Source organism: Methanomicrobium antiquum, assembly GCF_029633915.1.
Lineage (GTDB): Archaea > Halobacteriota > Methanomicrobia > Methanomicrobiales > Methanomicrobiaceae > Methanomicrobium > Methanomicrobium antiquum.
In genome coordinates this window covers 616,356-639,813 of sequence record NZ_CP091092.1, presented here as the reverse complement: position 1 = coordinate 639,813, position 23,458 = coordinate 616,356, and the positions used below count along the sequence as shown (strand labels likewise).

At 41.8% G+C, this 23,458-nt stretch carries 33 protein-coding genes; 1 reads left to right on the top strand and 32 read right to left on the bottom strand.

Going from position 1 to position 23,458, the window contains the following annotated elements; translation table 11 throughout:
* Positions 1-138: 138 nt before the first annotated feature.
* From wecB to L1994_RS02960, 29 genes are all read right to left on the bottom strand, one after another.
* Entirely contained in the window at positions 139-1,230 is a 1,092-nt protein-coding gene (gene wecB / locus L1994_RS03100; RefSeq protein ID WP_278100232.1) for a non-hydrolyzing UDP-N-acetylglucosamine 2-epimerase, read from the bottom strand.
* 253 nt (positions 1,231-1,483) lie between these two features.
* Positions 1,484-2,011 (bottom strand): (d)CMP kinase, encoded by a 528-nt coding sequence (cmk, locus tag L1994_RS03095; RefSeq protein ID WP_278100231.1) that lies wholly within the window; start codon positions 2,009-2,011, stop codon positions 1,484-1,486.
* Between the two features lie 2 nt (positions 2,012-2,013).
* Positions 2,014-2,625, bottom strand: coding sequence for a DUF106 domain-containing protein (locus tag L1994_RS03090; RefSeq protein ID WP_278100230.1), 612 nt, complete (start codon positions 2,623-2,625; stop codon positions 2,014-2,016).
* A gap of 10 nt (positions 2,626-2,635) precedes the next feature.
* Positions 2,636-3,211, bottom strand: coding sequence for an adenylate kinase (locus L1994_RS03085; RefSeq protein WP_278100229.1), 576 nt, complete (start codon positions 3,209-3,211; stop codon positions 2,636-2,638).
* Between the two features lie 8 nt (positions 3,212-3,219).
* Positions 3,220-4,653 carry a preprotein translocase subunit SecY gene (secY, locus tag L1994_RS03080; RefSeq protein ID WP_278100228.1) on the bottom strand — a complete coding sequence of 478 codons (1,434 nt, stop codon included), beginning with the start codon at positions 4,651-4,653 and terminating at the stop codon, positions 3,220-3,222.
* 22 nt (positions 4,654-4,675) lie between these two features.
* Positions 4,676-5,101, bottom strand: a complete 426-nt coding sequence (locus L1994_RS03075) for an uL15m family ribosomal protein (RefSeq protein WP_278100227.1) — start codon at positions 5,099-5,101, stop codon at positions 4,676-4,678.
* A gap of 6 nt (positions 5,102-5,107) precedes the next feature.
* The gene (locus tag L1994_RS03070; RefSeq protein WP_278100226.1) at positions 5,108-5,569 is read right to left on the bottom strand and encodes a 50S ribosomal protein L30; all 462 of its coding nucleotides are present in this window, start codon (positions 5,567-5,569) and stop codon (positions 5,108-5,110) included.
* A complete protein-coding gene (locus L1994_RS03065; protein ID WP_278100225.1) occupies positions 5,569-6,186 on the bottom strand; it encodes a 30S ribosomal protein S5 in 618 nt (205 codons plus the stop codon). The genes L1994_RS03070 and L1994_RS03065 overlap by 1 nt, the downstream gene beginning before the upstream one ends.
* The gene (locus L1994_RS03060; RefSeq protein WP_278100224.1) at positions 6,186-6,713 is read right to left on the bottom strand and encodes a 50S ribosomal protein L18; all 528 of its coding nucleotides are present in this window, start codon (positions 6,711-6,713) and stop codon (positions 6,186-6,188) included. Before L1994_RS03060 ends, L1994_RS03065 begins: the two co-directional genes overlap by 1 nt.
* On the bottom strand, positions 6,713-7,165 hold the full coding sequence (locus tag L1994_RS03055) for a 50S ribosomal protein L19e (protein ID WP_278100223.1): 453 nt from the start codon (positions 7,163-7,165) through the stop codon (positions 6,713-6,715). Before L1994_RS03055 ends, L1994_RS03060 begins: the two co-directional genes overlap by 1 nt.
* Positions 7,158-7,598, bottom strand: coding sequence for a 50S ribosomal protein L32e (locus L1994_RS03050; RefSeq protein ID WP_278100222.1), 441 nt, complete (start codon positions 7,596-7,598; stop codon positions 7,158-7,160). Before L1994_RS03050 ends, L1994_RS03055 begins: the two co-directional genes overlap by 8 nt.
* A gap of 5 nt (positions 7,599-7,603) precedes the next feature.
* Complete coding sequence (locus L1994_RS03045; protein ID WP_278100221.1) at positions 7,604-8,128, bottom strand: 50S ribosomal protein L6; 525 nt, start codon at positions 8,126-8,128, stop codon at positions 7,604-7,606.
* 15 nt (positions 8,129-8,143) lie between these two features.
* Complete coding sequence (locus L1994_RS03040) at positions 8,144-8,536, bottom strand: 30S ribosomal protein S8 (RefSeq protein WP_278100220.1); 393 nt, start codon at positions 8,534-8,536, stop codon at positions 8,144-8,146.
* A gap of 15 nt (positions 8,537-8,551) precedes the next feature.
* Complete coding sequence (locus L1994_RS03035) at positions 8,552-8,728, bottom strand: 30S ribosomal protein S14 (RefSeq protein ID WP_278100219.1); 177 nt, start codon at positions 8,726-8,728, stop codon at positions 8,552-8,554.
* A gap of 2 nt (positions 8,729-8,730) precedes the next feature.
* The gene (locus L1994_RS03030) at positions 8,731-9,228 is read right to left on the bottom strand and encodes a 50S ribosomal protein L5 (protein ID WP_278100218.1); all 498 of its coding nucleotides are present in this window, start codon (positions 9,226-9,228) and stop codon (positions 8,731-8,733) included.
* Between the two features lie 11 nt (positions 9,229-9,239).
* Positions 9,240-9,962 (bottom strand): 30S ribosomal protein S4e, encoded by a 723-nt coding sequence (locus L1994_RS03025; protein WP_278100217.1) that lies wholly within the window; start codon positions 9,960-9,962, stop codon positions 9,240-9,242.
* A complete protein-coding gene (gene rplX / locus L1994_RS03020; protein WP_278100216.1) occupies positions 9,962-10,327 on the bottom strand; it encodes a 50S ribosomal protein L24 in 366 nt (121 codons plus the stop codon). The genes L1994_RS03025 and rplX overlap by 1 nt, the downstream gene beginning before the upstream one ends.
* Before the next feature lie 12 nt (positions 10,328-10,339).
* Positions 10,340-10,738, bottom strand: a complete 399-nt coding sequence (locus L1994_RS03015) for a 50S ribosomal protein L14 (protein WP_278100215.1) — start codon at positions 10,736-10,738, stop codon at positions 10,340-10,342.
* Positions 10,735-11,061: a 30S ribosomal protein S17 gene (locus L1994_RS03010; RefSeq protein ID WP_278100214.1), complete on the bottom strand. Its 327-nt coding sequence runs from the start codon at positions 11,059-11,061 to the stop codon at positions 10,735-10,737. The genes L1994_RS03015 and L1994_RS03010 overlap by 4 nt, the downstream gene beginning before the upstream one ends.
* A 2-nt stretch (positions 11,062-11,063) precedes the next feature.
* Positions 11,064-11,345 (bottom strand): ribonuclease P protein component 1, encoded by a 282-nt coding sequence (locus L1994_RS03005; protein WP_278100213.1) that lies wholly within the window; start codon positions 11,343-11,345, stop codon positions 11,064-11,066.
* A complete protein-coding gene (gene rpmC / locus L1994_RS03000; protein ID WP_278100212.1) occupies positions 11,342-11,548 on the bottom strand; it encodes a 50S ribosomal protein L29 in 207 nt (68 codons plus the stop codon). Before rpmC ends, L1994_RS03005 begins: the two co-directional genes overlap by 4 nt.
* A gap of 2 nt (positions 11,549-11,550) precedes the next feature.
* Positions 11,551-12,276: a 30S ribosomal protein S3 gene (locus L1994_RS02995; RefSeq protein ID WP_278100211.1), complete on the bottom strand. Its 726-nt coding sequence runs from the start codon at positions 12,274-12,276 to the stop codon at positions 11,551-11,553.
* Positions 12,276-12,737 carry a 50S ribosomal protein L22 gene (locus tag L1994_RS02990; RefSeq protein WP_278100210.1) on the bottom strand — a complete coding sequence of 154 codons (462 nt, stop codon included), beginning with the start codon at positions 12,735-12,737 and terminating at the stop codon, positions 12,276-12,278. The genes L1994_RS02995 and L1994_RS02990 overlap by 1 nt, the downstream gene beginning before the upstream one ends.
* Positions 12,738-12,743: 6 nt before the next feature.
* A complete protein-coding gene (locus L1994_RS02985) occupies positions 12,744-13,157 on the bottom strand; it encodes a 30S ribosomal protein S19 (protein WP_278100209.1) in 414 nt (137 codons plus the stop codon).
* Positions 13,158-13,173: 16 nt separating this feature from the next.
* Positions 13,174-13,887 (bottom strand): 50S ribosomal protein L2, encoded by a 714-nt coding sequence (locus L1994_RS02980; RefSeq protein WP_278100208.1) that lies wholly within the window; start codon positions 13,885-13,887, stop codon positions 13,174-13,176.
* A 16-nt stretch (positions 13,888-13,903) separates the two neighbouring features.
* The gene (locus tag L1994_RS02975) at positions 13,904-14,152 is read right to left on the bottom strand and encodes a 50S ribosomal protein L23 (RefSeq protein WP_278100207.1); all 249 of its coding nucleotides are present in this window, start codon (positions 14,150-14,152) and stop codon (positions 13,904-13,906) included.
* Complete coding sequence (gene rpl4p, locus L1994_RS02970) at positions 14,149-14,898, bottom strand: 50S ribosomal protein L4 (protein ID WP_278100206.1); 750 nt, start codon at positions 14,896-14,898, stop codon at positions 14,149-14,151. Before rpl4p ends, L1994_RS02975 begins: the two co-directional genes overlap by 4 nt.
* 6 nt (positions 14,899-14,904) lie before the next feature.
* The gene (locus tag L1994_RS02965; RefSeq protein WP_278100205.1) at positions 14,905-15,918 is read right to left on the bottom strand and encodes a 50S ribosomal protein L3; all 1,014 of its coding nucleotides are present in this window, start codon (positions 15,916-15,918) and stop codon (positions 14,905-14,907) included.
* A 983-nt stretch (positions 15,919-16,901) separates the two neighbouring features.
* Positions 16,902-17,306, bottom strand: a complete 405-nt coding sequence (locus tag L1994_RS02960; protein WP_278100204.1) for a Tfx family DNA-binding protein — start codon at positions 17,304-17,306, stop codon at positions 16,902-16,904.
* Between the two features lie 141 nt (positions 17,307-17,447).
* Between L1994_RS02960 and L1994_RS02955 the strand changes: the two genes are divergently transcribed.
* The gene (locus L1994_RS02955; protein ID WP_278100203.1) at positions 17,448-18,290 is read left to right on the top strand and encodes a F420-dependent methylenetetrahydromethanopterin dehydrogenase; all 843 of its coding nucleotides are present in this window, start codon (positions 17,448-17,450) and stop codon (positions 18,288-18,290) included.
* A 60-nt stretch (positions 18,291-18,350) separates the two neighbouring features.
* Here L1994_RS02955 and L1994_RS02950 read toward each other — a convergent pair whose 3' ends face one another.
* The 3 genes from L1994_RS02950 to L1994_RS02940 form a co-directional block, all read right to left on the bottom strand.
* Positions 18,351-19,328: a galactose-1-phosphate uridylyltransferase gene (locus L1994_RS02950; RefSeq protein WP_278100202.1), complete on the bottom strand. Its 978-nt coding sequence runs from the start codon at positions 19,326-19,328 to the stop codon at positions 18,351-18,353.
* 365 nt (positions 19,329-19,693) lie between these two features.
* Positions 19,694-20,695 (bottom strand): 5,10-methylenetetrahydromethanopterin reductase, encoded by a 1,002-nt coding sequence (locus tag L1994_RS02945; RefSeq protein WP_278100201.1) that lies wholly within the window; start codon positions 20,693-20,695, stop codon positions 19,694-19,696.
* Between the two features lie 315 nt (positions 20,696-21,010).
* Entirely contained in the window at positions 21,011-23,458 is a 2,448-nt protein-coding gene (locus L1994_RS02940) for a hypothetical protein (RefSeq protein ID WP_278100200.1), read from the bottom strand.

The window sequence follows — 23,458 nt, the reverse complement described above, 5'->3', positions numbered from 1 at the left end:
GGATTTATAGACGCAACCCGTTATTGCATACCAGTATTGGACGTATAAGTATACTTAAACATCTATTGATTTATAGTTTTTTATTTAGAGAAGATAATGGTTAATTGGTTTTAATTTTCCGATTTTCTGCCGCAATTTTTAGGATTGGCAAATATCTACAATCCTCTCAGAGCTTTTACCATCACCAAAAGGATTATCTGATAAAGAACAGGCATTTCCAAAACCTGATTCAAACTTTTTAAGCATTTGACCAGCCATAAGGGAGATTTTTTTGGAATCGGCACCTGCAAGAACATTAAAGCCGCATTCAACAGTTTCAGGTCTTTCTGTATTGTCCCTTAACGTCACACAGGGAACACCCATTATACATGATTCCTCCTGAAGACCACCTGAATCTGTTAAAACAAGCCTTGCATTTGATTCAAGAACTAAAAAATCAAGATAACCAACAGGCTTTGTAATATTTATACCTTCAAAACTTATTCCAAATTCATCAGCCATCTTTTTGGTCCTTGGATGCACAGGAAAAATTGCAGGAATTGAATATTCATCTGAAACAGCTTTAATTCCGCTGATAATTTCATAAAGCTTCTCTTTATTGTCAACATTTTCAGCTCTGTGTGCTGTTGCAAGAAGATAATTTTTATTCTTCAGACCAAGCCTTTTTAAAACAGATGATTTATCCGATGCAATTTCAAGATTTTGAAAAACAGCATCAACTACGGTATTTCCGGTGATGAATATTTTACCTTCATCAATTCCTTCATGCAACAGATTATTGTATGAATTTTTAGTTGGAGCAAAACAATAATCAGAGATATTATCTGCAACTATCCGGTTAATTTCTTCAGGCATCCGCCTGTCAAAACTCCGAAGACCGGCCTCAACATGTCCGACTTTTATGTGAAGTTTGGACGCTGCAAGAGCGCCTGCCAAAACAGTGTTGGTATCTCCCTGAACAAGAACACAATCAGGCTTTTTTTTAATCAAAACTTCCTCAACACCGGATAAAATCTTTGCAGTCTGCTCTCCCTGATTTCCTGAGCCGACATCAAGATTATAATCAGGGTCTGAAAGATTCAAATCTTCAAAAAAGGCTTTATCCATCTCATATGAATAATGCTGACCGGAATGAATCACAAAATAATCAATATCTTTTCTTTCACACTCCCTGATAACAGGAGACATTTTGATAATTTCCGGTCTTGTCCCAAGAACAATGCAGATCATTAGTATCTACTTATATATTTCTGGCATAAAAACTTACATGAAATTATATTTCATGTACAATTCAAATACTCACAAGAAAAGTACATATAATATTTTTTTCACCAATCTGTTAAAAATCAGATTCCAGCTTTCAAATTTCAGAGGTCTTTAATTTCATAAACCATTGAAAATAATCTTCCATTAAAATTAAATTTCATATAAATTACGAAGTAACTTTCATAAACGTATTTAAAAAAGAGAACTAAAAAAAAATTCAAATCCTAATCTTTTCAACCGCTGTACATACAACCTCTGCCAGCTCATCCTTTCCCCATTTCTCAGAGCTTATAACAAAGTCATATACCGACAGGTCAAAAATATCAATACCGTAGTATTTTTTATATCTTTCAGCCTCGGACTTCTCCCGAAGAATTGTCTCATCCCTTGCAGATTGGAAAGATACCTCCTCTCTCTCTGCAATTCTTCCTGCCCGGCATTCAGCTGATGCCAAAACCCAGATTCTCAAATCAGCATTATCAATCATATGACCTGCAAGCCTGCCTTCGATAATAATATCGTCATCAGCGCGACCGATCTCTTTTTGACGCTCATCAATTAACTTATCAACAGAAGCGTCTTTCTCGCAGAGCTCACCGAACTTAATTAAGTCAAGGCCACGCTCCTTTGCAAGGCTTCTGAAAACCTCACCTGCCGAGATAAGCTTAAAAGAATATTTGGATGATAAAAATTTTGCGAGAGATGTCGTGCCGCTGCCCGGCGGGCCGCTGACAGTAATTCTCAAAATCAAAGACCTCCTATATCAAGGGTCTTTCTGATAACCTGTGAAAGAGTCAGTGAACTAAGCATATACCAGATAATCCATGCCGGCAAAAACAGAAATGTCGGGTCTGAAAGATGTAATGTTCCCATAAACGGAAAAACAATATCTCCCATAACAGGCGCCATCTCCAAAAGCCACAGGAATATCGGAATTGTGATAATCATAATCCAGCCAAGCGGCTTGAACTGTTCCTGCGACATTTCAAGCTGTTCCTGCATCATCTTATCACGCTTTTCACTTAATTTACGAACCCTTTTCTCATCTCCGGAAAGCTGAGCCTCACGAAATTCCTTTTGAAAATCACGCATCTTTTTCTGAACTCTCTGCATCTTCTCATAATCAATTGTATATTTCTGGAGAAGTGAAGAGTAGCAACCTGTAATTGCGGCAAGGACAAATATCATCACAGGCCATGAAATTCCAAGAATACTTTGCATAGGCTCTAAAACCAGACCTGCAATATCTGCAATGGAAGTTCTTAAAAAAGGAACACTGTAGACTATCATGACAATGACCATGATAATCAAAAATGTAAACATCCCCCCGCCTACAGGATTTGATTTTGCCGAAGACATAACCTTTTATTCACCTCAGAAGAGAAACCATTTCCTCGACGGCTTTTTCAAGCAGGAAGTCCTGGTTTTTAACAATTTTAACAGTACATCCTGTAAACATTGAGTATGCCGCCGCCATATAACGATTATATCTTTGATGATCCTTAATTGAATTATATCCTTCAACATCTCTTGTCCTTGTAGTATCAGATAATCTGCGTTTTAGAATCTGATCCTCATCTGTTTCAACAAGAACAATAACATCCGGCTTTAATTCTTCAAGTACCCATGACGGAAGTCCGGCAAGGTAGCCCGAAGGCGTACTTACAGTACAGTGTGTGTCAATTATAACATTTTCAGAAATCTTTGAAATTACCTGAGCGGCAGTTTTCTGAAGAGTCCTTTGAACTTCCTGATCAAGCTTTCTCATCTCATCCCTGTCACTGACAACACCCTGATCGCATGCCACTTCAAACATGCATGTTCCAAAATTAATGGAGGTATAATTTATACCTTCGGCCTTTAAGGCCTCCATTGAAGCATCAATAACTGTTGTCTTTCCAACACCGGGAACACCTGTAATTACAACCTTCTTGCTATTAGACATCTAATAAATCACTCCTTTCCAAAGAAACCGCGCATGAACGGATACATCTCCATCATCTGTTCACTTGCAATCTCCTCATAGAGGCGGTACACAATACTTACTGTAAGTAAAAGACCAGTACCACCAACAGCACCTATTACACCAAGATAGTTGGCAAGAATACTTAAAAGACCTACTGCTATACCACCGATAACTGTTACACGGGGGATATAGCGATCGAGATATCTTACAAGAACCTGCTCATTTCTACGGTATCCGGGAATATGCATCCCGCTTGACTGAATCTGCCTTGCAACATGTGATGAATCAAGACCTGCAGTCTTAACCCAGAACAGTGCGAAAATTGCACCGCCGACAACCATAACCAAAAAGTCAATTCCCATTCTTAGAATAACTTCCCATATAGGATGTCCGAGATCTGATAACCACCACATCCAGTCAGTCGGACTGTTTATCGGTGCTGTTACATACATAATTCCGCTTGTAGGCGTCTGGCCTTCAAAAGTACCAAGGATTGTAATTCCCATATTATTCAGGAAAAGTCCAAACATCTGCCAGTTTGCCTGAAGAACACGGACTAAAATCATCGGAAGAACACTTGCATATATAAGTTTTACAGGGAATCTTCCTCTTGCACCACGAACAGCCGCATGTGCGAGCGGAATTTCAATCCTTGTAGACTCTGCATATACAACAAGACCAAATATGAACACTGTTGTTAGAAGTGCCAACAGATCAAGTCCGAAATACTCAATTAAATTTGCGCCGTCTCCGATTATTGCAAAAATCCTTGGGAAAAATCCGACAGGATATGCATCTTCAACCGGTGCCCAGTTAAGAAATCCGTTTATAAGTCCCTGGGAAACACCGGCAACGATGAATAAACCCACACCGGAACCTACTCCCCATTTTGTTACAACCTCGTCCAGCAGGAAAATGATAAGTCCGCCGATACAAAGTTGCAGGAATATTATAAACGAAACAGCGGCCATACTGCCGCTGAAGAACTGCAATGCAATATTAGGATCAGGTGCAAGGAAACCTCCGACAACGTTAGGAGCTGCTTCGACAACAATCATTACGAATATCAAAAGCTTCTGCAGGCCCATATACATGACCTGACCGCGTGGTTCTGAGGTATTGATTCCTAAAAGGTCTGCACCTTTTAAAAGCTGGAGAACGATAGATGCAGTGACAATTGGTCCGATACCGAGATGGACTATAGATCCGCTTGCACCGGCAAGAAGTGCACGGTACATGCCGAGCCAGTCGGTTGAATCGGCACTCAGACCGAATATCTGAATATTAGTCAGCAAAAAATACAATATCAGAACGGCAACTGTCCACAGCACCTTGTTTTTGAAGTGGACATGCCCTTCCGGACTCCTGACTGCAGGCATAGCTGCCAGCAGAGGCTCCATTCGATCCAGCATTGCTCCCATAATATTATTCACCAAAAAATGATTAAGCGGTCAGTGCCTGACCACCCATCTCTTCGATTTTTGCTTTAGCAGTTTCAGAAAATGCTTCGGCAGTGATATTTAACTTATGAGTAACTTTTCCGCCGCCAAGTATTTTATCAATTCCGATCTGCTCTGCATCAATTACGAAGATGTCTCCGTCAACTCTTGCAAGACCACTTGCAACAAGTTTGTCCAGAATCTGATCAAGATCCCCTACATCAATTACCTTGTTTTTGCTTTCGGTCTGGTTTACAAAACCATGTTTTCCATTGTTTATCTGGTCAAGGAGAAGGTAATGTGTGAAACGGTGGTCTCTGTGACCTGCTCTGCCCTTTCCTCCACGGTTTCCGGCTCCACGACGGTTTTTGTGTGTACCGCCGCCGCATGTGCGTGAACCACGATATTTGCTTCTTTTATTTACCGGCATAAATCTTCACCTCATCCTGTAGAGGAGATTGTTTATCTCGCTTCCGTAGTTTCCAAGAGCACCGCCCTGCTGGAAGGTGCGCTTGATTGACTTGTATCCTTTTCTTGGAGGGTGCAGACGAAGAACCGGTTTTAATCCTGGTACGTCTGAAATTTCAGCTTCGCCCAGACAAATTGCCTTTGCAAATTCCTTAATATCAGAATACTGGGAATTTTCCTTTACATATTCGTTTGTAAGCTTCTCGTCTGCTGTAAGGCGTCCGCGTGTCTCTAAGATGGTTGCCAAAATTTCCGGATCTGCCTCACCATATGCAACGTAGTCTTTGACTTTCCGAATCATACCCATGTATGCCGGTGTGTCCGGAATTAAGACACAGTGGTTGATGTGGTGGAGACGAAGCATCTTTAGTGTGTCTTTAATCTCCTTTCTTGTATTAACGACACCACGTACCTGAACTACGACATACATTATTTGCGACCTCCCTTTCTTACAGCATTTGCCTGCAGGAGTGCATCATATGTTGCTTTTGCGTAGTTGATTGTTGTACGTGTCTGACCGCTTGAGGATGTCCATACATCGCGGACACCTGCAAGCTGCAGAACTTTCTTACCAATATCTCCGGTAACAAGACCGATACCCTGTGGTGCCGGCATAAGTGTAACTTTTACACTGCCTGACTTTCCTGTAACACGCAGAGGAATCGAGTGTCCCTGTCCGCATGCACATTCCCAGCTTCCACAGCCTCTCTGAATTTTAATGATATTTAGTTTGGCGTTGTCGATTGCTTTTTTAATAGCATTTCCAACCTGGACATCTTTGCCCTGGCCAAAGCCAATATATCCGTTGCGGTTTCCAACAACAACAGCACAGCGAAACTTAACACGCCTTCCACTGTCGGTCATTCTCTGAACCATGTTGATGTCTAATACCTCATCCTCAAGATCAGGGATAAAGTAGTCTACAATCTGTGGTTCTTTAATAGGTCTGCCACTTTCCAAAACATCATCAATGCTTTTTATCTCGCCTGCGGCAACCTGTTTTCCAAGACCGGTGAGAGGAACCCATACTTCCTGTTCAAAGGCCATTATTTCAGCTCCTTCATTATTGCATCTTCAACAGCTTCGACATTCTCAACAAGGTCGCCTGCTCTTTCAGGTGCGTAATTTGCAATTGCAGCGCCTTTTACCCTGTCATCATCAGGTAAAATATCCTCACTGTGAGGAATATTTAAGCCTGCACTGACAGCTCCTTTAAGTGCGGCGAATACTTTTGCACCATATTTTGCACGGTGCAGACCAATATCGAGGATTGCCTCTTCATAGCCTGCATTGAATGCCTTTACGGCAAAAAGCATGCCTGTCAGATATGCGGCGGGTGTATTTCCTGTTGAACCCTTGTATCCGTATTTCACAAGTTCACCTGAGTATGCAGCGACAAGTGTCCTGTCACCCTCAAGTCCTGCTTCTACAAGCTGACAGATAATCTGTTTGTTTGTCTTTCTGACAACCATTCTGTGCTTGTTTGAAACAATGAGTTTTAAGCGCCTGTAATAGTCGGTTTTGCCTTCTCTGCGCCTGCGGAACTGGACAAAATACCTTGGACCTGTTGCCATTATTCTATCCTCCCTGTGATCTGCTCAAGCTGTGCTTTCATATGTGCAACACTTCTGAACTGCCCGCCGGCAGCTTTTCTGTACATGATTCTGTATGCATGTGCGTCAATTGTGCCGTCATCACGGAGTACACGAAGCTCTCTTCTGATTGCACGGATTTTTTTGATCCAATCGCGCTTTGACGGGTGGCGTGCTCCTGCAGCACCCTTCCTGCGTCCGGGGCCTTTGCAGTGTCCGTATGAACGCTTTGCCATACGTGCATGTGTTCTGCCACGGCTGTTGCCTTTCTTTGGCTTTGCAGAAATTACGCCTTCTTCAACAAGTCCTCTGACATCCTCACGTGAGATTGCATTTTCAATATCTTCTGCACGCTCAGAATCCATTTTTACACGGTGAAGACCGCATTTTAAAACTGAGGCTGCCATACGCTTCTGATTTTTCAAATCACTCATCGTCTGACACCTCTTCTACATCTTCCTTCTCTTCAGAACTGTTCTTTCCGGGCAGTGCAATCTCTTTTCTGTTCAGGATTTTTACATCCATCTCATCAGCTTTTGCCTGAATCTCAGAGCGCTTTTTGCCGCCTACTGTAGATGAAATTCTGATTGCCTGTACTTGTGCATCAACATCTGCAAGACCTGCAACATTGAATACTATTACTTCCTCAAAGCCTGAAGGGTGCATTCCGCGAACAGCCCTTGGACTGCCAAAGCCTGGTTTTGGATGCCTTCCTTTTGCACGGATAAGCTTTCTCTGTTTGCTCTGAAGACCACGTGGTCTTCTCCAGGTATCTTCAAGTCTCTTTTTTCTTGAGATTCCCTGGCGCTTGAAAGTTCCACGCTGGGCGTTTCTTGCTTTGATTAATCTTGTCTTTTCGTCAGCCATCAGAATCACGCCTTATCTACAATATAAATTCCGTCCTGAAAGACACGTGAATCACGGCCGCGGACTTTTGTTGCTCTCTCGATTCTGCCTGATGCAATTCCGACAAGCTCTTTGTTAATTCCTGAAAGAATTACCTCATCGTTTGCCAGTTTCATCCTGACACCTTCGGGAATTGCTGCGTAGCGGGTTTTTTTCTCTCCAAGGAAGTTTGCTATTTCTAAAACATCCTTGTTGGCCTTAAGCTGAATTGGAAAGTGGCTGTATACAACTTTCATTGTATAGACATACTCTTCCAAAACCCCTCTGAACATGTTGTTCGCATGTGAAACGTAGGTTCCAAGCATTGCAAAGATCTTTTTCCTTTCAGATTCGGTTTCAGCAATAAAGTAACCGTCTTCAATTTTTACTGTGACACCCGGATAGCGCATGTTCCTCTCAAGTTTTCCCTTTGGTCCGGATACAACAAGAGTTGAACCATTGATTTCCGCGGTAACTCCGTTTGGAACAGCTACTTTTCTCTGTGTGATCATTTCCTTTATCACTCCTTAGTATACATATCCCAAAAGTTCTCCGCCGACACCAAGACGGCGTGCATTCTCATGAGAAATTACACCTTTTGATGTGCTGATAAGGAGTGTTCCAAAGTTCTTTGCCGGGAGGTACTGGTTTTCCCATCTCTCCATTTCATCGACTTTGACTGCAAAACGCGGGGTAATTGCACCACATTTATTGATATTTCCGTTAAGGAAAACCTTGTACTGGTTTCCCCTGTTGTCTTCTATAAATTCAAAGCCGCTGATGTATCCTTCTTCCTTCATAATGCCGAGCATTGCTCCAAGAAGTGTTCCTGCAGGTTCGACAATACATTCTGTCTTGCCTACGTCAGAAGCGTTTTTGATAGTGCACATTGCATCAGCAATTGGATTTAACCTTGTCATTTTCTAAAACACCTCTTAGTTCATCTTCTTAAAGCCGATTTTTGCGGCATATTCACGGAAGCACTGCCGACAGAGCATGATATTGTATCTGCGTACAAGACCCTGTTTTCTGCCGCACATCTGACACTCATTTGCACCACGGCCAAATTTCTTTGTGGGTGCCTCCTCGTTTGTCGATTTATTCTGCGCCATAATTACTGTACCTCCACGCCAAATTCTTCTTTCATGAATCTGACGGCATCTTCACGTGACACTCTCTGCTTTCCAGGAAGCTTTTTTGTCTGAATGCTTCTTCTTGCAATACGAATGCCTTTCTTCTCCAAAACCACATTGACGTCCATACCATAGATACCGATCATCGGGTCGTAGCTTTGTCCGGGGAAATCAGTGTGTTCCTCAATACCAAATGCAACGTTTCCGGATTTGTCAAACTGAGTTGCAAAGAGTTTTTTCTCAATGATTTCAAGAGCAGTTGCAACAAATTCCTCTGCGGCCTTTCCTCTCAGACAGACCTTACAGCCGATTGGCTGGCCTTTTCTGATACCAAAAGCAGGCTGGGTTCTCTTTGCAATTGTACGAACTGACTTCTGGCCTGAAATGTCCTGCATGATGTTCTCGGCTTTTACAAGTTTGTCACCTGATTCGCCGACACCCATGTGAATTATGACCTTGTCAACGTGGACTTTCTGCATTGAGTTCACTCTTAAATCCCCCATTCGCTGACTGCAGGCTCGGAGTTTCCAACCATGAAAACATAGTCTTCAACGGTGTCGAAATCCTCATCTGTTTTGATGTCTTTTAAGTAGACCCTGTTTGCAATGCTTCCCGGAATTATGTCAATCTTTGTGATTTTTCCGACCTTTCCTGAGTGGCTTCCACCAATAATCATTGCACAGTTACCTTCTTTGTATACGAAGTGATCAATGATTTTTAAGTGATCGTCACCGGAGATTGTCAAAACAACAGAATCTTTTGGCTTGTAGTCCTGTGAATCAACGATGATGTTTGCACCATAGCGCAGATTCAGCTGGATTTTGCCATTTTTCACAATTGTTTTGTCTTTGATTTTGCTAAGACGAGTCTTTGCATCCTCTTCAGAGATCAGAACAGAAACATAGTCTGCTTTTTTGTTTCTGAGAATTCTGTAGTATTTCTCAACCTTTGGGAGTGCAATAATGTCAAAGACGCCGACACCCATTTTGGGGTCAGTGCATACAACACCGTTTACAAGAACAGATCTGTCTTTTAGGATTTTCTTAACCTCTTTCATGTTAAGAGCAAGACCCATGTGATCCCTTAGCCATACAGCAATTGGCATTGCATGACTGTTGTGTGGACCCGGAGCTGTCTTTGTAACGAACGTGTTTTCCTTCTTAGCAATACGCCATCCTGTTGGCGAAGTTAGCCTTTTGATATGATTTGACATTATTTCCTACCCTCCAGCCTCTCCTCACGAAGTTTGTCCTTAAGATTGAGCTTGACAATCTCAACGGCTGATGCATAAACAGGTCTTGGAACTTCTGTTCCGTCAACTTTTGTTACTGAAACGCCGTGGACAAGAAGTGTTCCCTTCTCTGTGTTGACTCCGTCTACAACTCCTTCATCGCCTCTGTTGTCACCGCGAAGCACTTTTACTGTGTCTCCCTCGACTACACGGAAAGAACGCCTGTTATATTTTGTGCGAAGCTCTTTTGAGAGAGGTGCACCCAGGAATTTTCCGCTCATGTGAAGGGGTGCATTGTAGCGTGCCTTGCGCTGCTTTCTTGGCTGACTGCTTGCAATTCTTACCATTACAATTCCACCTCAGACGATGATTGTTGCCATAGAGCCAATCTTTGGGAAACGCTCTGCAACTTCACGGGCTACAGGTCCTTTAATCTCTGTTCCCTTCGGCTCGCCCCTCTCATTTGTAATAACCATTGCATTATCCTCAAATGTCAGACGAAGACCGGTGATTCTTCTTATTTCTTTCCTCTGCCTGATAACAACCGCTTTTTCAAGTTTGCGGCGCATATCAGGGTTACCCTTTTTGACACTGACTGTAGCCATGTCGCCAAGACCTAATTTTGGCTGACGTCTTCTTACACCATGGTAGAGATCTACAGATACTACCTGCACAATACGTGCACCGGTGTTGTCTGCACAAGTAAGTCTTGTACCGGTTGAAAGTGCCCTTGGAGTTTTGGACTGTTTTGCTCTCATTCCTCAGACACCTCCACTACAACAAATGTCTTTGTCTTGGAGATTGGTCTGCACTCTGCAATTTTTACAGTGTCGCCAACCTTTGCGCCAAGACACGGGGGGTTGTGTGCGTGAAGCTTTGATGAGCGTTTTTCGTAACGCTTGTACTTCTTCACGTAGTGCAGGTAATCTCTTGATACTACAACAGATCCCTGCATATGGTCACTCACGACCTTACCGGTAATCACCTGGCCGCGTACCGGTAAAGTGCCGTGGAATGGACAGTTTACGTCACTGCATTCCTTTTCAGGAATACTGACGTTTAACCCTATGTTTTTAGCCATATTTACCTCAGATTTTTGATTCGCATGCTGATTCTTCTTTCAGGCTGCATAACCAATACTGATCCATCAACCCTTACAAGGGTCTCATCTGGAAGCAGAAGGTCAAATGCCGCGCCTTTTTTCTGCACTTTCTTAAGGCTTCCTTCAGAACATATCACAAACATGTTTTTTGTTTCATCAACAATCAAACCGGATATTCCAGTCTGTTTGGGATTGGATGAATGGGAGACTTTCGCCTCCAATCCGATTAATTCATGCCTGCATACATTCTGAGGGTTGATCAAGCCTTATTTCTCCGCTTGTTCTGTTCGGTCTTGATACGTGCGATGGTGCGTTTGATTTCACGGATACGTCCCGGATTTTCATGTGCACCGCCGGCGCTTACCTTGCCCAAATCCTGAATGAGTTCAAGTTCAAGCTTCTCTAACTGCTCTGCAAGTTCGACATCGCTGAACTGTGCTACCTCTGATGAACGGAAAATTGCCATTTTCAGAAATCCTCCACTTCAGGTACATCCTCTACTGCTTCCATCTCTGCATCAATCTCTTTTCCGATGATGTCTTCAGGGATATCCTCAGCAGTCTCATCATATGCCTGTCTTTCTTCAGGAGCGGCTTTTACAGGCTCAAGCACTTCAAAGTGGTCAGGAAGATTTGCTCCCGGAGGAACTATTTTTACCTGGCATCCGATTGTGCCGAGCTTTTTAATTGCAATTGCATATCCGTGCTCAACGATTGTCTCGCTTGGCTCACCTGCATGTTTGATATATCCTTCTGTAAACTTCTGAACACGTGAACGTGCACCTGTAAGCTTTCCGGACATTATAACTTCACAGCCAAGACCGCCTGATTCCATTACACGGCGAAGGATGCTTGTTCCTGCCTTTCTGAAATACCAGCCGCGCTCAAGTGAGTTTGCAAGGCGCTCTGCCATAATCTGTGCGTTGAATGCAGGGTTTTCTACCTGTGATACTTCAATCTGCGGAGATTCAATGCCAAAGTCGTGTTGAAGGGTTGCTGTAATCTCACGGACTACTTTTCCGCCTTTTCCAATGACAATTCCCGGCTTTTCTGCAAATATTGTTATCTGTGTTCCAAGAGGAGTTCGAACAATATCCATTCCGCCGTATCCGGCTCTCTTGAGCTCTTTTGTGAGGTACTGCTCTACGCGGGCACTTCTGATGCCGTCCTCAACAAATCTTCTCTCTACTGCCATTACTCCACCTCTCTGACTATAATTTCAACATTTACAGATTCTGCAAATTTTGCAGTTGCCCTTCCCATTGCACGTGGGAAAACACCGCGTGTTCTTCTGCCTCTGTTTGCAGACACTGTTGTAATTTCAAGTTTATCGGTATCAAGACCAATATACTCGGCATTTTTCTCAACAGAGTGAAGAAGCTTTAGGAATTCAGATGATGCCTTTACAGGGTATCTTCCTGCATCCCATTTGTCAAGACCGCGTTTGTGTGCAACATTTCTGTTAAACTTCTTGAACGGAATTGCTTTTTTAAGGGCTACGACATCCTCTAAGTAGGCGATTGCGAACTTTGTGTTTTTGCCTCTTATGAACTTTGCAATCTCAATTGAATGTTTTGGAGAGCATGGAAGTTCGTTTGCTTTGGCACGGGCATTTTTATCCCCGTCCATCTTAAGTGAATAATCAGTTCTTGCCATTTTACATCACTTCAGTGGAACGAATTTACTGGACCTTGTTGCACCGATACCTGCACTTCCATGGCTGACACGTTTTCTAGTCAGTGCGAATTCTCCAAGAAACATAAATACTGCCTCAGGCTGTATTTCGACCTTTAAGAAGTCCTTTCCGTTGTGAATCTCAACGCTTTTTCCAACCATTTCAGGCAAAATTATCATATCACGCTCATGTGTCCTGATACGCTCTTTGCCTTCCCTGAATTCAGCAAGAAGCTTCTCATGTCCTTCTGTTAAACCGCGGTCAAATTTGCGGCGGGTTCTAGAAGGCATAATAGGGAGAAGCTCTGACAGACTCATCTGCTGAAGTTCTTCAATTTTATAGCCGTGATAGGTGAACTCTTCTTTTCGCCTCGGCAATCTCTTCTGCTGTTTTTTTGCCATAGTTTGCTACACCCCTTTATTTCCTTCCGGTCCTCTTGGCAGCGATTGAACCAACCTTTCTTCCAGGTGATGTGCCGCGTGAAACAGTCTTCGGGCGTCCACAGTGCTGATGTCCACCGCCACCGAACGGATGGTCGATAACGTTCATACAGACACCTTTTACGCGAGGCCACTTTGCCGCCTGGGTCTTCATCTTGTGGTATTTCTTACCGGCTTTTACAAACGGCTTCTCGCTTCTTCCGCCGCCTGCTACAATACCGACTGTTGCACGGCAGTCGCCGTGGAACCACTTGTGTTTACCGCTTGGCATCTTTACGCCTACGCGTCCGTCTTCTGATTTACCAATAATTTGTGACTGAACACCAGATGAACGGATGAATTTGCCGCCATCATTTGGCCTTGCCTCTACATTGCAGACATATGCTCCAATCGGGATGTTAATCATTTTTAAGGTATTTCCGTTCTTTACTTCTGCTTCAGGTCCCCATGCAACCTTCTCGCCGACACCCATGCCTTCTGTGACAAGCATAAAAATTTTCTTGCCTGACTCAAGTTCGACTTTTGCAATAGGTGCATGTCTTGCAGGATCATGCTCGATGTCGATGATCTCTCCCCTGATTGTTTCTGTAATATATCCGGGGTGTTTTAGTGAAGCCTTGTAAAGATGCGAAGGTGCACGATATACAGGTCCTCCACGACCACGGTTTTGTGATATTATTCTTTTTCCCATTTACACCACCCGTTTTTTACATTACTCCAAGTCTGCTGAGAATCTCTTCACCGGCTTTTTCATCTTCAAATGTGACAATAGCCTTCTTCTTTCCCTTCATTGTGAGGAGGGTCTGAACGTTTGACACTTTTTTGTCGAACATTCTCTCTAGTTCTTTTGCAACCTGCTCTTTTGAAGCTTTCAAATCAATAATGAACTGGAGCTTTCCGTCAAACTCAAGATCTCTTGAAGCTTTTTCTGAAACATACGGATATTTAATTATCATTTCAGCTCCTCCAGTTTGTTGAGTGCAGAAACAGTCCATACAGTTAAGCGTCCTGCCTGTGTTCCGGGTGCTAAGTGCTCGGCGTTTAACTCTGCAACTGATACTGCATCAACACCTGCAAGATTTTTTGCACACTGAAGAGGCCTGTCGCCTGTAACGATTAAAAGACTCTTTCTCTGTTTGTAACGGCGTCCACGGAGTTTTCCGCGTCCTGCACGAACTTTTCTTGAGTCTCTTGCACGAACGACATCTTCGTAAAGACCGTTTTGTTTTAATGCTTCTACAACTTCCTTTGTCTGTTCAAGTGCTTCAAAAGAGTCATCAAAGACAAAAGGAACTGTTCCTTCAAATTTGTGTCCGCGTGCCAAAACAAGCTCTTCCATTATGGTTGCGGCGATTGCCGACCTGATTGCCTTTCTCTTTTCCTGCTTGTTTATCTTGCGGATAAGATTTGTTTCTGTTTTTGGCGGGTGAGCCGCACGACCACCGACTGCCTGCGGGATACGGGCTACACGTGAACCGTTCTTAATCCTTGGCACCTGTGCAACACCGCGGCCGCTCCCCCATGATTCTGCAGATGTTTTCAGACCTGCATGAGGGTTTGTGCCATGTCTCTGATAACGGGTGCTCTGAAGCGCCAGTACTGCATTCTTTATCAGGTCCGGGCGGTATGGTTCATCAAATATTGCCGGAAGCTCGATATCGCCTGCAACTTTGCCGTCAATTGACTTAATCTGTGTATTCATCTCAGATCATCCCTGTTTGCTCATTGTGCTGACATAGCTGACTTGCGGTACACGATCTACATGATCTCTGTTTCTGATTGCAGGGCGGAGTCTTATCAGACGCTTAATAGGTCCGGGGACTGATCCTTTGATTGCAATATATTTGCCTCTTACAAGACCGTATTTTACAAAACCGCCTGCAGGATTAATCTCTTCTGGAGAGTCTCCGACTTTTAAGACACGCTTGTTAAACTCAGTTCTCTGCTGGTATCCCATCTGACCCATCTGTGGTACCTGCCATCTTACATGGTGAGGTGTCCACGGACCAAGGTTTCCTATATGACGCAGTTTGCCCTGGCGTGAATGTTTGCTCTTCTGTTTCTGAATTCCCCAGCGTTTAACAGGACCATTTGTTCCCTTACCTGTTGTAACAGCTGTTACGTCAATGTACTTTCCGACATCAGAAACTGCATCAAAATCAACTTCCTGTCCAAAAAGACCTGTTGCAAAGTCGAAGCGTGCCTGCATATCGCCGCCTGCGACTCTGACTTCCATTAAGTCAGGAACTTTCTTTGGAACACCTGTAAGCATTGCAGGCTGGGTGTACATAAGTGCAAAAATGTCTGTTACCAGTCCTTTTTCAATACCTTCAGTGATTCTTTGGATGCTTTCTTCTTTGTTGTTCTTCTTCGGAATAGCAATACGCTCGTCAAGTGCTTCTTCGACACCTTCTGCCCACACTTCTGAGAATGCATGCCTTCCGTATGTGTCTGCACTGTATGCACGCACTGCAACTACCTTCATTGGCGGAATTTCAACAATTGTTACAGGTACTGTGATGTCTTTACCCTCGCTCGGGCTGTTTTTGTGATCATCAACCATAACAATGTGAGTCATACCCGCTTTGTATCCGGCAAATCCCTGCAGTTTTGGCTCCCCTTCGTACTCAGGCCAGGATTTGTACTTTGGTACCTGGCTTTTTGCACGCTTGCGGGGGCTGTATGCAAGTGATCCTCTGCGTGGTCTGGATATGTTGGCCATCTTTCAATCAATCCTAAATCTTGCTTTTATTTTGCATCGATTCTGACTATTCCGAGATTCCGATAAGAAAAATAAAACATAAACTTGTACGCAAATGTTTCAGCAATTTTCTTCCGGAAATATTGGGTTTAATAACAGACGGTCTCGTCTGGTCAAAATGAACCTGGATATCCGTGATTTTCAGGTCTTCGCAGTTACAAATATGTAATGCTTCAGTTTCCTGCTTTTTTTGGAATTTAAAAATTCCTGTATAAACCTACATCTCTGCAGTTTACCACACGTCTCTCTAACAGATTCTGACCGCTATCTGCGCTCTTCCTAATTATTAAAAACAGATCTCTTTTTTACCTGTATTTTAATAAAGTGCGGAAAAAGGGCCGAAAAACAAATTTTTCGTCCACCCTGCATTCGGCGCATACATCAGATCCTACGTCGTCAGCCCGTTGTCAATATCTTAATCATTAGATTTGACAACCTACTATCTCGGCAATCACCGGCAGACTTTTTTTTAAAAAACATAAACCTGAAACAGATGTTTCATGTAAACTTCTTTTTAAAACCCCTGCCGGGCAACCACATTACAAGGTCTGAATTCCTTTGCTTTTCAGATTCACAGTATTAAAACTGAAATCAGATGTTTGGGAATTCATACAAACCTTATAACGGTTTCCTAAATATTTTCTTTATTGCATTATAAAGCTAGTGATGTGAAAAGATTTGAGGAAAAATTCTTTGACAGGAATTCAGACTTAAGTTCCATCACCAGATTTCCAATATAATTTTTAAATTCTTTTTTAAAATCAGGCAGACTGTTTCTTTTTAAAATTTAATTTTTTAGAAATTTATTGCCGCTGGAGGTGATGAATCTTAAAAAACAACTCACATTTAAAGTTAATTTCATTGATGGATTGGAAAAAAATATTTTTTTAACATGAAAGTTACTACATGAAACTGTTGCATGAAATATAATTTCATGAACGTTTTTAGTTAAAATATATGTCTCCGTCTTCGTTTATGTAGACATCAATGTCTTCTCTTATGTATCTCGCTCTGAATCTTTCAGGGTTTGAATCGCGCATACGATTAATCAGAGATATTGTATCATAGCGGACTTTAATCCCCTGACCTTCAGCCGCGCTGAATATCTCTTTTGCGGCATCAAGAAAATCAGAACCTGCCTTTATTGTGCAAAGATGCGTAGCATCAAGAGTATACAAAAAATCCAGCGTTTCCTTGGCTTTTTTAATATTTTCCATCGCCGCTTTTTCTATTGTGCAGACATTGGCTTTTGACGTTTCTATGATGTCTGCTATCTGTTGCTGTGTATATCCCTGTTTTCTGTATCGAAGAACTTCTTTCTGGCGTTCAGTTAGGAGACTCTCTTTCATCAATATAGTTATATGTTTTCATTAATTTAAACACTTCTAATTAACATATTAAATTAACAGGATTGTTACGGATTATTTTCAAAATCTTTATTAGCAGATCTGATGAATTTAAAGTGTTCTCATAATTGAGAGGTATAGAATATGGTAGTTAAAGTAGGAATTGCAAAACTTGGAAATATAGCAAGTGGTGTTATGGCAGAACTGCTCCTCGATGAGCGTGCAGACCGTGAAGACATGCAGTCATTCATGGCAACAAGCGGAACAAAACTTCAGCCTGAAGATATTGACCGTGTTGTTGACAACATGAAAGCATGGGCTCCTGACTTTTGTATTGTTGTTTCACCAAACGGCGTTCTTCCAGGACCAAAGGGTGCACGTGAGGCACTTGCCGCGGCAGGAATCCCATGTGTTGTAATCACAGACGACATTACAACAAAGAAAGACGACTTTGCCGCACTCAAAGAATCATCATTTGGATACATCATCATGAAGGCAGACTCCATGATTGGTGCACGCCGTGAATTCTTAGACCCGGTTGAGATGTCAGATTACAATGGAAACCTTGTAAAAGTTCTTACAATTACAGGCGCTTTCAGGAAACTCCAGCTTGCAATTGACGCAGTAATTGATCAGGTAAAGGCAGGCAAGAAAGGAGCAGAACTTGAGCTTCCAAAGATTGTTATGACATCAGACAAGGCTGTTGTAGATGAATTTTCAAACCCATACGCATATGCAAAGGCACGTGCAGCATACGAGATAGCACAGGCAGTAGCAGGCGTCAACGTCAAAGGCTGTTTCATGACAAAGGGACACGAGAACTATACGCCAATCGTTGCATCCGCACACGAGATGATGCGCTCTGCAATGCTTCTCTGTGAAGAAGCACGTGAGATTGAGAAGGGCTGTGATGGCGTAATCAGAAGACCACACAAGTCAGACGGTGAGATAGTAAAGAAGACAGAACTTATCTCAAAGCCCTGGTAAACCTAAAAATAAATAAATCCTTTTTTTTAAATCCGGTTTTTATATCTGTTTTTTTCGCATTTATCTACATTTATGTCTGTAATCAGCACCAATTTCTTCCGGAATTGTCAAAACAACAGGTTCAAAATTAAGCCTCTCCATATACGCAGAATCGGATGTGGAATCAGGGTTTGGGTTAATCCTTGCAATAACTGATACAAATGCCTTAAATGATTCATCTGAATCTTTTTTGCCGAAACGAATCGTCATATTGTATGCAAAATGCCCGGATTTTTTGTAGTAATCAATGATCTTTAAAATATCAGATGATAAAAGATCTACATACTCAGAAAAATCACAAATCTTAGAAACCGGCATATAGCCTCTTATCTCTTTTTCTCCAAAAGGGACAGGATTTGCAGACCATACTATCTCATCACCGAAAAGATACCTTTCCGAATTTACCTCACAACAGGATAATATATCCCAGTAATTTTTGTTATTCTTCAAAAAATATTCCCTGCTTTTTTTTATGTAAACTCCTGTTACATATGAAGGACTATCATCAGAGATTCCCTGCATGTGGGGATGAATCATACTTGCACCGGCGGATGATAAATTATTCCAGTTGACAGAGGGATAGCCTGCTGTATCTTTTAGCGCCATATACTGAGCCTGCAGGGCATCTTCAATCTGCCTTTTGGTAAATGAACAGGGAGAATGTTCTTTTGTAATTACAGTAACAACATGAGTCTTTGAAAAAGGAAACAGATTGGGAAAAGTCACACTTTCACCAATTTCAATTCTTTTATTGCCGGCAAAAACAGGAGTCTCAGAGTATATCCTTTCAGGACAAAAAGGACATGCATTAATTTTTCCTTGCTCAAAAGAGGTGTTATCAGATCTGCAGTCAATCTCTCTTTTTGCTCTTGCAGGGCTTATTCTTGATTTAAAGCCTGTCAGAGTTTCGCACCGAAAGTTTATCAGATGATTTTTATAATTATCAGAACTGCCATACAGATTATTATTTTCAAGACGGATTACTGATTCTGAAAACATGACTTATACCCTCTTCCTGTAAAAACGTTTATGAAATTATCATTTCATACAAACAGTTTCATGTAAGTTTACGAAGTAACTTTGATATATAATTTATAAAACCCAAACAGGTAATTTTGCAGTTATTATCAGATAAATCATAATGGATTTTATAATTTATCAAAAAACGTTCATGAAAAATATATTTCATGTAAAACAGTCTCATGTAAGTTCCAAAGTAACTTTTATAGCAAATGCACTCTCTTCAAAAGAAAAAATACCGAATTTAAGATTTTTTTGTTCTCTCACACCCGGATATTTTTTTTGCGCTAAACAAAACTGAAATTTTTAAAAAAAATTGTGTTGTATTTTTAACTAAATCAGTCTTAGATTATGTATTTTCCAAGAAGACGGATTGAGTTTGTCATGTCAGGACCAAGAGGTGAACCAAAGATAATCTGTGTAACGCCTGCTTTTGTAAGGTTTTCACATTTCTCTTTTACCATCTCAGGTGTTCCTGCAATTGTAAATGCATCGATTTCAGCATCGCCGACAAGGCCGCCGACTGCACCAAAGTCAAAGCGTGAAAGTGCATCTTTAATCTTACCAACATTTGCCTGGTCAAGTCCGTGGCGGTCAAGAAGTGCGGGTGGTGAACCTGCCGCAATGAATGCCGCAACAATCTTTGCCGCATTGCGTGCCTTCTTTTCGCTCTGGTCAATTGACATTGCAGTGTATGCACCGACATCGAATTTCTTGAATTTCTTGTCGTCTATTTTGTCGCATGCCTCTTTGATAAGTGGAATTGCTACTTCAAAGTCCTTGGAGTTTGAAGCGTTGATAAGTGCTCCCTCACCGATTTCTCCGGCAAGCTGAAGCATCTTTGGTCCCTGTGCACCAATGTATACAGGAATCTGCTTCTTCTTTGCAGGAAGCTGGACACCGGTAAGTTTAGCTCCGTCATAGTCGAAGAAATCCATGTTTCCGGACTTCTTTACTTCCTCACCTGTGCAAAGTGCCTTTATCTGCTGTACACCCTCTTTTAAGCGTGCAACAGGTTTTACCGGATCAATTGCAAGTTTTGGAAGTGTTGACAGATCACCCGGACCAATACCGAGGACTGCACGTCCGTCTGAAATCTCATTGAGTGTGCACATAAATGATGCAATCGCTGCAGGAGTGTCAGTAAATGTGTTCATGATACCCGGTCCCATCTTGATGCTGTCAGTTGCCTGAGCAATTGCTGCAAGTGTCGGGTAGCAGTGGCGGTTGTTATAGTGGTTTGTAATCCATGCAAAGTCAATATCTTTCTGCTCTGCAAGTTTACAGTATTTTACTACTTCCTTAACGGAAATATTTCCTGGCACAAATTCTATTCCATAACTCAAGGTAATTCACCTCAAATAGTAATTATTGCGCGAGGATTTAAATACGTTATCATTTGGTTTTATTTTATAGAAACCGTCTGAAAAGCCCATTATTTGTTTTTATTGGATCATAAGCCTCCTATGAATCATGCCAAAACATACAATACGGAATGCACAATTGCATTATATGTAAAACCTCTTAGCGCGTTTATGAAAAAATATTGAAAACAAATTTTCAAACAGGTTTGAAAACCAGACTTAAAAACAGATTTAAATGCTAATTAAAAAGCAGACAAATAATTGAAAAAATAGGATTTTTTTTAATTTTTACTGCCATTAACTTTTCTTTTTATTGTAATATATCCATATGCCTGCTATCAAAACGAGGATAACGACTATTACAAGAGCCCAGGCCCATACAGGAATTTCTCCTGCAGGTTTTTCTCCTTCACCCAAAGGTGCAGTAGTCACAGTCTCAGTAACAACTTCGAATGCAGTGTCTTTTACCAGAAGGGCATATGTACTGAAGTGTAAAACCTCTCCTATAACCTGATGTGTGCCCGGATTGACATATGTTCTTACTTCAACCCATTCTCCTGTTGATTCATCATAGTATTGAACTGAGAAGTGCTGGTTATCTTCAAGTGAATAGAACTGATCTTCTGTAAGCTGGAACACTATGTCGATTGGAGGATCAAATGTCGCACCTGCAGGAGAGCATTCATAATACATTCCGTTAAAGGAGAATATTTTGCCTTTGCCCTTTTCTGGAGTATAAGGTGCGGATGACTTTGAAACCGGAATTATTGTAACTTCTCTTAGAGGATCTCCGAAAATATCCAGAGCAGTTGTGCCCCTTAATATTACAAGACCTGCAAGTTCGTCTTTTGCATCAATTTCTATTGATGTTTCAACAACACCGTCTTTATCTGTATCAAGTCTGCCTGTTGTGGTGACTGTTGTTATAGTCCCGGCTTCTCCTCCGGCAATGATTGAACCGGCAAATCCGCCACCGCCTCCGGAGCCGCCGCCCCCTCCACCGCCGCCTCCGCCGGTGGGTGTTGGTGTTGCAGTTGTTGGTGTTTCTGTTGTCTTTGTAATAATCGCAAATGTCGTTAAGTGGGTGACATATCCATATACCTTATTATTGACAGTATCTACACCACTATCCGTTGTTTCTTTGTAAGTTTCTGAGATGATATCCCAATAATAAAGTCTTAATTTGGATTCATCAATTCCTGCGTTCTTAACCTGAGTCTCATTATATGAAGCCTCTATCCTGACAGATGATAAATCATCATTTGAAATCGAAGCTTCGATTGTCAAAAATTTCATCAGCATTTTCTCTCCGGATGGCGGATTACTGCCTCCTTCCGGCGGTTCTGTACCAATGGTTACAGTTATCTTCTGACTTCCTGAAGTGGAATTACTGGTTGTAAGATTTATAACAACATCAGTTTCGGTCTCAACAGTATCACCAACTGTTCCCACATTAATAACTACTGGTGTGTTAGGCTGTATTGGTTGGCCGCCGTTGACATCTTCCTTTTTCAAAGACTTTTCTGTCTGATCAAATGCAATAACGTCATGTTTGTCATTAAGACCCATCAGATAAAGATAGTAATTGCCGGTTTTAAATGCATCATATGTTGCTTTTGGAACTATTGCATATGAACCATCATTTTGACCTGAAGCACCGTAACCTTCAGAGATTGCGATATTAGCCCAGTTATTTGCGTATGAAGGCTCACTTCCCCCCGCGGCTTTGAATTTGTATGTGGCGAAACTTTCACCCACATCATTTCTGACCATATCATACATGATACCGGTTATATCACCAGAACCTGCAAGACTTCCCCATCTGGAGCTTGCATCACCAACAACAGCACTGGTATTAATTTTCATATCAAGGGAATAATCAGCATCTTTATCAAGCATCAGCCAGACGACTTTTGAAAGACCGGATGGATTTGTTGCAAATGAAACCTTTATGTCACCATTTGTCTGCTCAGTCCAGGTTCCAGTATAATCATTGTCAAGGATTAACACTGGAAATCCGGCAAGAACAGTCACGGTTTTGGCATCATTGTCAAGATAAATCGCAGAACCTGAGTACTTTCCAATCTCAGGAATATCTTCTGAATAGGCTTTTTCATAAGTTCTTGAATTATCAGCAGGTGCTGAAAAGCCTGAACTGAGCTGTACAATATTTTTATTTAAAGTCCAGCTTATATCGCTGGTGTTGTAATCTTCTGAGCTAAATGTACCTGAACCTCTGTATTGACTACTCTGGATATTTACATGCATTATCCTGTCAGGATGATAAACAAAAGTGGGTTTTGAGTTGTCAATGAAAGTTGAAAGATCACTTGCCTGGTCCTTAGTCAGATCATCACTTATCTGAACAAGCATCGGATTGCCCCGATAACCGGGAACCGTGAATTTAAGGGTTGGAACAGTTCTTTTGGTGTATATATTATACCCTGATATCCCGGACCAGTCAATGTCACTGCTCATCTGAGAGGTGTCTATTGTAACTGCCACTCCCTGAAATTTGCCGCTGGTTGTTGTAAAAGTTCTTTTAACAGAACTGATTTTAGGAATATTTACTTTATCAATATCCGAGCCGTCGCCGGCAGTAGATAATACATCAACTTTTGATACCGCAGGATTGGCGATATCCAGACTATTTATGTTTCTGATTGTTACATTTTTATAATTATAATCCTTGGTCAGAACAGACTCAAAAGGATCTGCTAAGACAGACGAAGGGATTACAAGCAT

Bases quoted from the DNA above. Each gene is read 5' to 3' on its own strand.
- wecB (WP_278100232.1), bottom strand. From the start codon at position 1,230: ATGATCTGCATTGTTCTTGGGACAAGACCGGAAATTATCAAAATGTCT.
- L1994_RS03090 (WP_278100230.1), bottom strand. From the start codon at position 2,625: ATGTCTTCGGCAAAATCAAATCCTGTAGGCGGGGGGATGTTTACATTT.
- L1994_RS03085 (WP_278100229.1), bottom strand. From the start codon at position 3,211: ATGTCTAATAGCAAGAAGGTTGTAATTACAGGTGTTCCCGGTGTTGGA.
- secY (WP_278100228.1), bottom strand. From the start codon at position 4,653: ATGGGAGCAATGCTGGATCGAATGGAGCCTCTGCTGGCAGCTATGCCT.
- L1994_RS03075 (WP_278100227.1), bottom strand. From the start codon at position 5,101: ATGCCGGTAAATAAAAGAAGCAAATATCGTGGTTCACGCACATGCGGC.
- L1994_RS03070 (WP_278100226.1), bottom strand. From the start codon at position 5,569: ATGTATGTCGTAGTTCAGGTACGTGGTGTCGTTAATACAAGAAAGGAG.
- L1994_RS03065 (WP_278100225.1), bottom strand. From the start codon at position 6,186: ATGGCCTTTGAACAGGAAGTATGGGTTCCTCTCACCGGTCTTGGAAAA.
- L1994_RS03060 (WP_278100224.1), bottom strand. From the start codon at position 6,713: ATGGCAACAGGTCCAAGGTATTTTGTCCAGTTCCGCAGGCGCAGAGAA.
- L1994_RS03055 (WP_278100223.1), bottom strand. From the start codon at position 7,165: ATGAGTGATTTGAAAAATCAGAAGCGTATGGCAGCCTCAGTTTTAAAA.
- L1994_RS03050 (WP_278100222.1), bottom strand. From the start codon at position 7,598: ATGGCTGACGAAAAGACAAGATTAATCAAAGCAAGAAACGCCCAGCGT.
- L1994_RS03045 (WP_278100221.1), bottom strand. From the start codon at position 8,128: ATGATCACACAGAGAAAAGTAGCTGTTCCAAACGGAGTTACCGCGGAA.
- L1994_RS03040 (WP_278100220.1), bottom strand. From the start codon at position 8,536: ATGACAAGGTTAAATCCAATTGCTGATGCAATGTGCACTATCAAAAAC.
- L1994_RS03035 (WP_278100219.1), bottom strand. From the start codon at position 8,728: ATGGCGCAGAATAAATCGACAAACGAGGAGGCACCCACAAAGAAATTT.
- L1994_RS03030 (WP_278100218.1), bottom strand. From the start codon at position 9,228: ATGCAGAAAGTCCACGTTGACAAGGTCATAATTCACATGGGTGTCGGC.
- L1994_RS03025 (WP_278100217.1), bottom strand. From the start codon at position 9,962: ATGTCAAATCATATCAAAAGGCTAACTTCGCCAACAGGATGGCGTATT.
- rplX (WP_278100216.1), bottom strand. From the start codon at position 10,327: ATGGTAAGAATTGCAAGCAGTCAGCCAAGAAAGCAGCGCAAGGCACGC.
- L1994_RS03015 (WP_278100215.1), bottom strand. From the start codon at position 10,738: ATGAGAGCAAAACAGTCCAAAACTCCAAGGGCACTTTCAACCGGTACA.
- L1994_RS03010 (WP_278100214.1), bottom strand. From the start codon at position 11,061: ATGGCTAAAAACATAGGGTTAAACGTCAGTATTCCTGAAAAGGAATGC.
- rpmC (WP_278100212.1), bottom strand. From the start codon at position 11,548: ATGGCAATTTTCCGTTCATCAGAGGTAGCACAGTTCAGCGATGTCGAA.
- L1994_RS02995 (WP_278100211.1), bottom strand. From the start codon at position 12,276: ATGGCAGTAGAGAGAAGATTTGTTGAGGACGGCATCAGAAGTGCCCGC.
- L1994_RS02990 (WP_278100210.1), bottom strand. From the start codon at position 12,737: ATGGCAAGAACTGATTATTCACTTAAGATGGACGGGGATAAAAATGCC.
- L1994_RS02985 (WP_278100209.1), bottom strand. From the start codon at position 13,157: ATGGCAAAAAAACAGCAGAAGAGATTGCCGAGGCGAAAAGAAGAGTTC.
- L1994_RS02980 (WP_278100208.1), bottom strand. From the start codon at position 13,887: ATGGGAAAAAGAATAATATCACAAAACCGTGGTCGTGGAGGACCTGTA.
- L1994_RS02975 (WP_278100207.1), bottom strand. From the start codon at position 14,152: ATGATAATTAAATATCCGTATGTTTCAGAAAAAGCTTCAAGAGATCTT.
- rpl4p (WP_278100206.1), bottom strand. From the start codon at position 14,898: ATGAATACACAGATTAAGTCAATTGACGGCAAAGTTGCAGGCGATATC.
- L1994_RS02965 (WP_278100205.1), bottom strand. From the start codon at position 15,918: ATGGCCAACATATCCAGACCACGCAGAGGATCACTTGCATACAGCCCC.
- L1994_RS02960 (WP_278100204.1), bottom strand. From the start codon at position 17,306: ATGAAAGAGAGTCTCCTAACTGAACGCCAGAAAGAAGTTCTTCGATAC.
- L1994_RS02955 (WP_278100203.1), top strand. From the start codon at position 17,448: ATGGTAGTTAAAGTAGGAATTGCAAAACTTGGAAATATAGCAAGTGGT.
- L1994_RS02950 (WP_278100202.1), bottom strand. From the start codon at position 19,328: ATGTTTTCAGAATCAGTAATCCGTCTTGAAAATAATAATCTGTATGGC.
- L1994_RS02940 (WP_278100200.1), bottom strand. From the start codon at position 23,458: ATGCTTGTAATCCCTTCGTCTGTCTTAGCAGATCCTTTTGAGTCTGTT.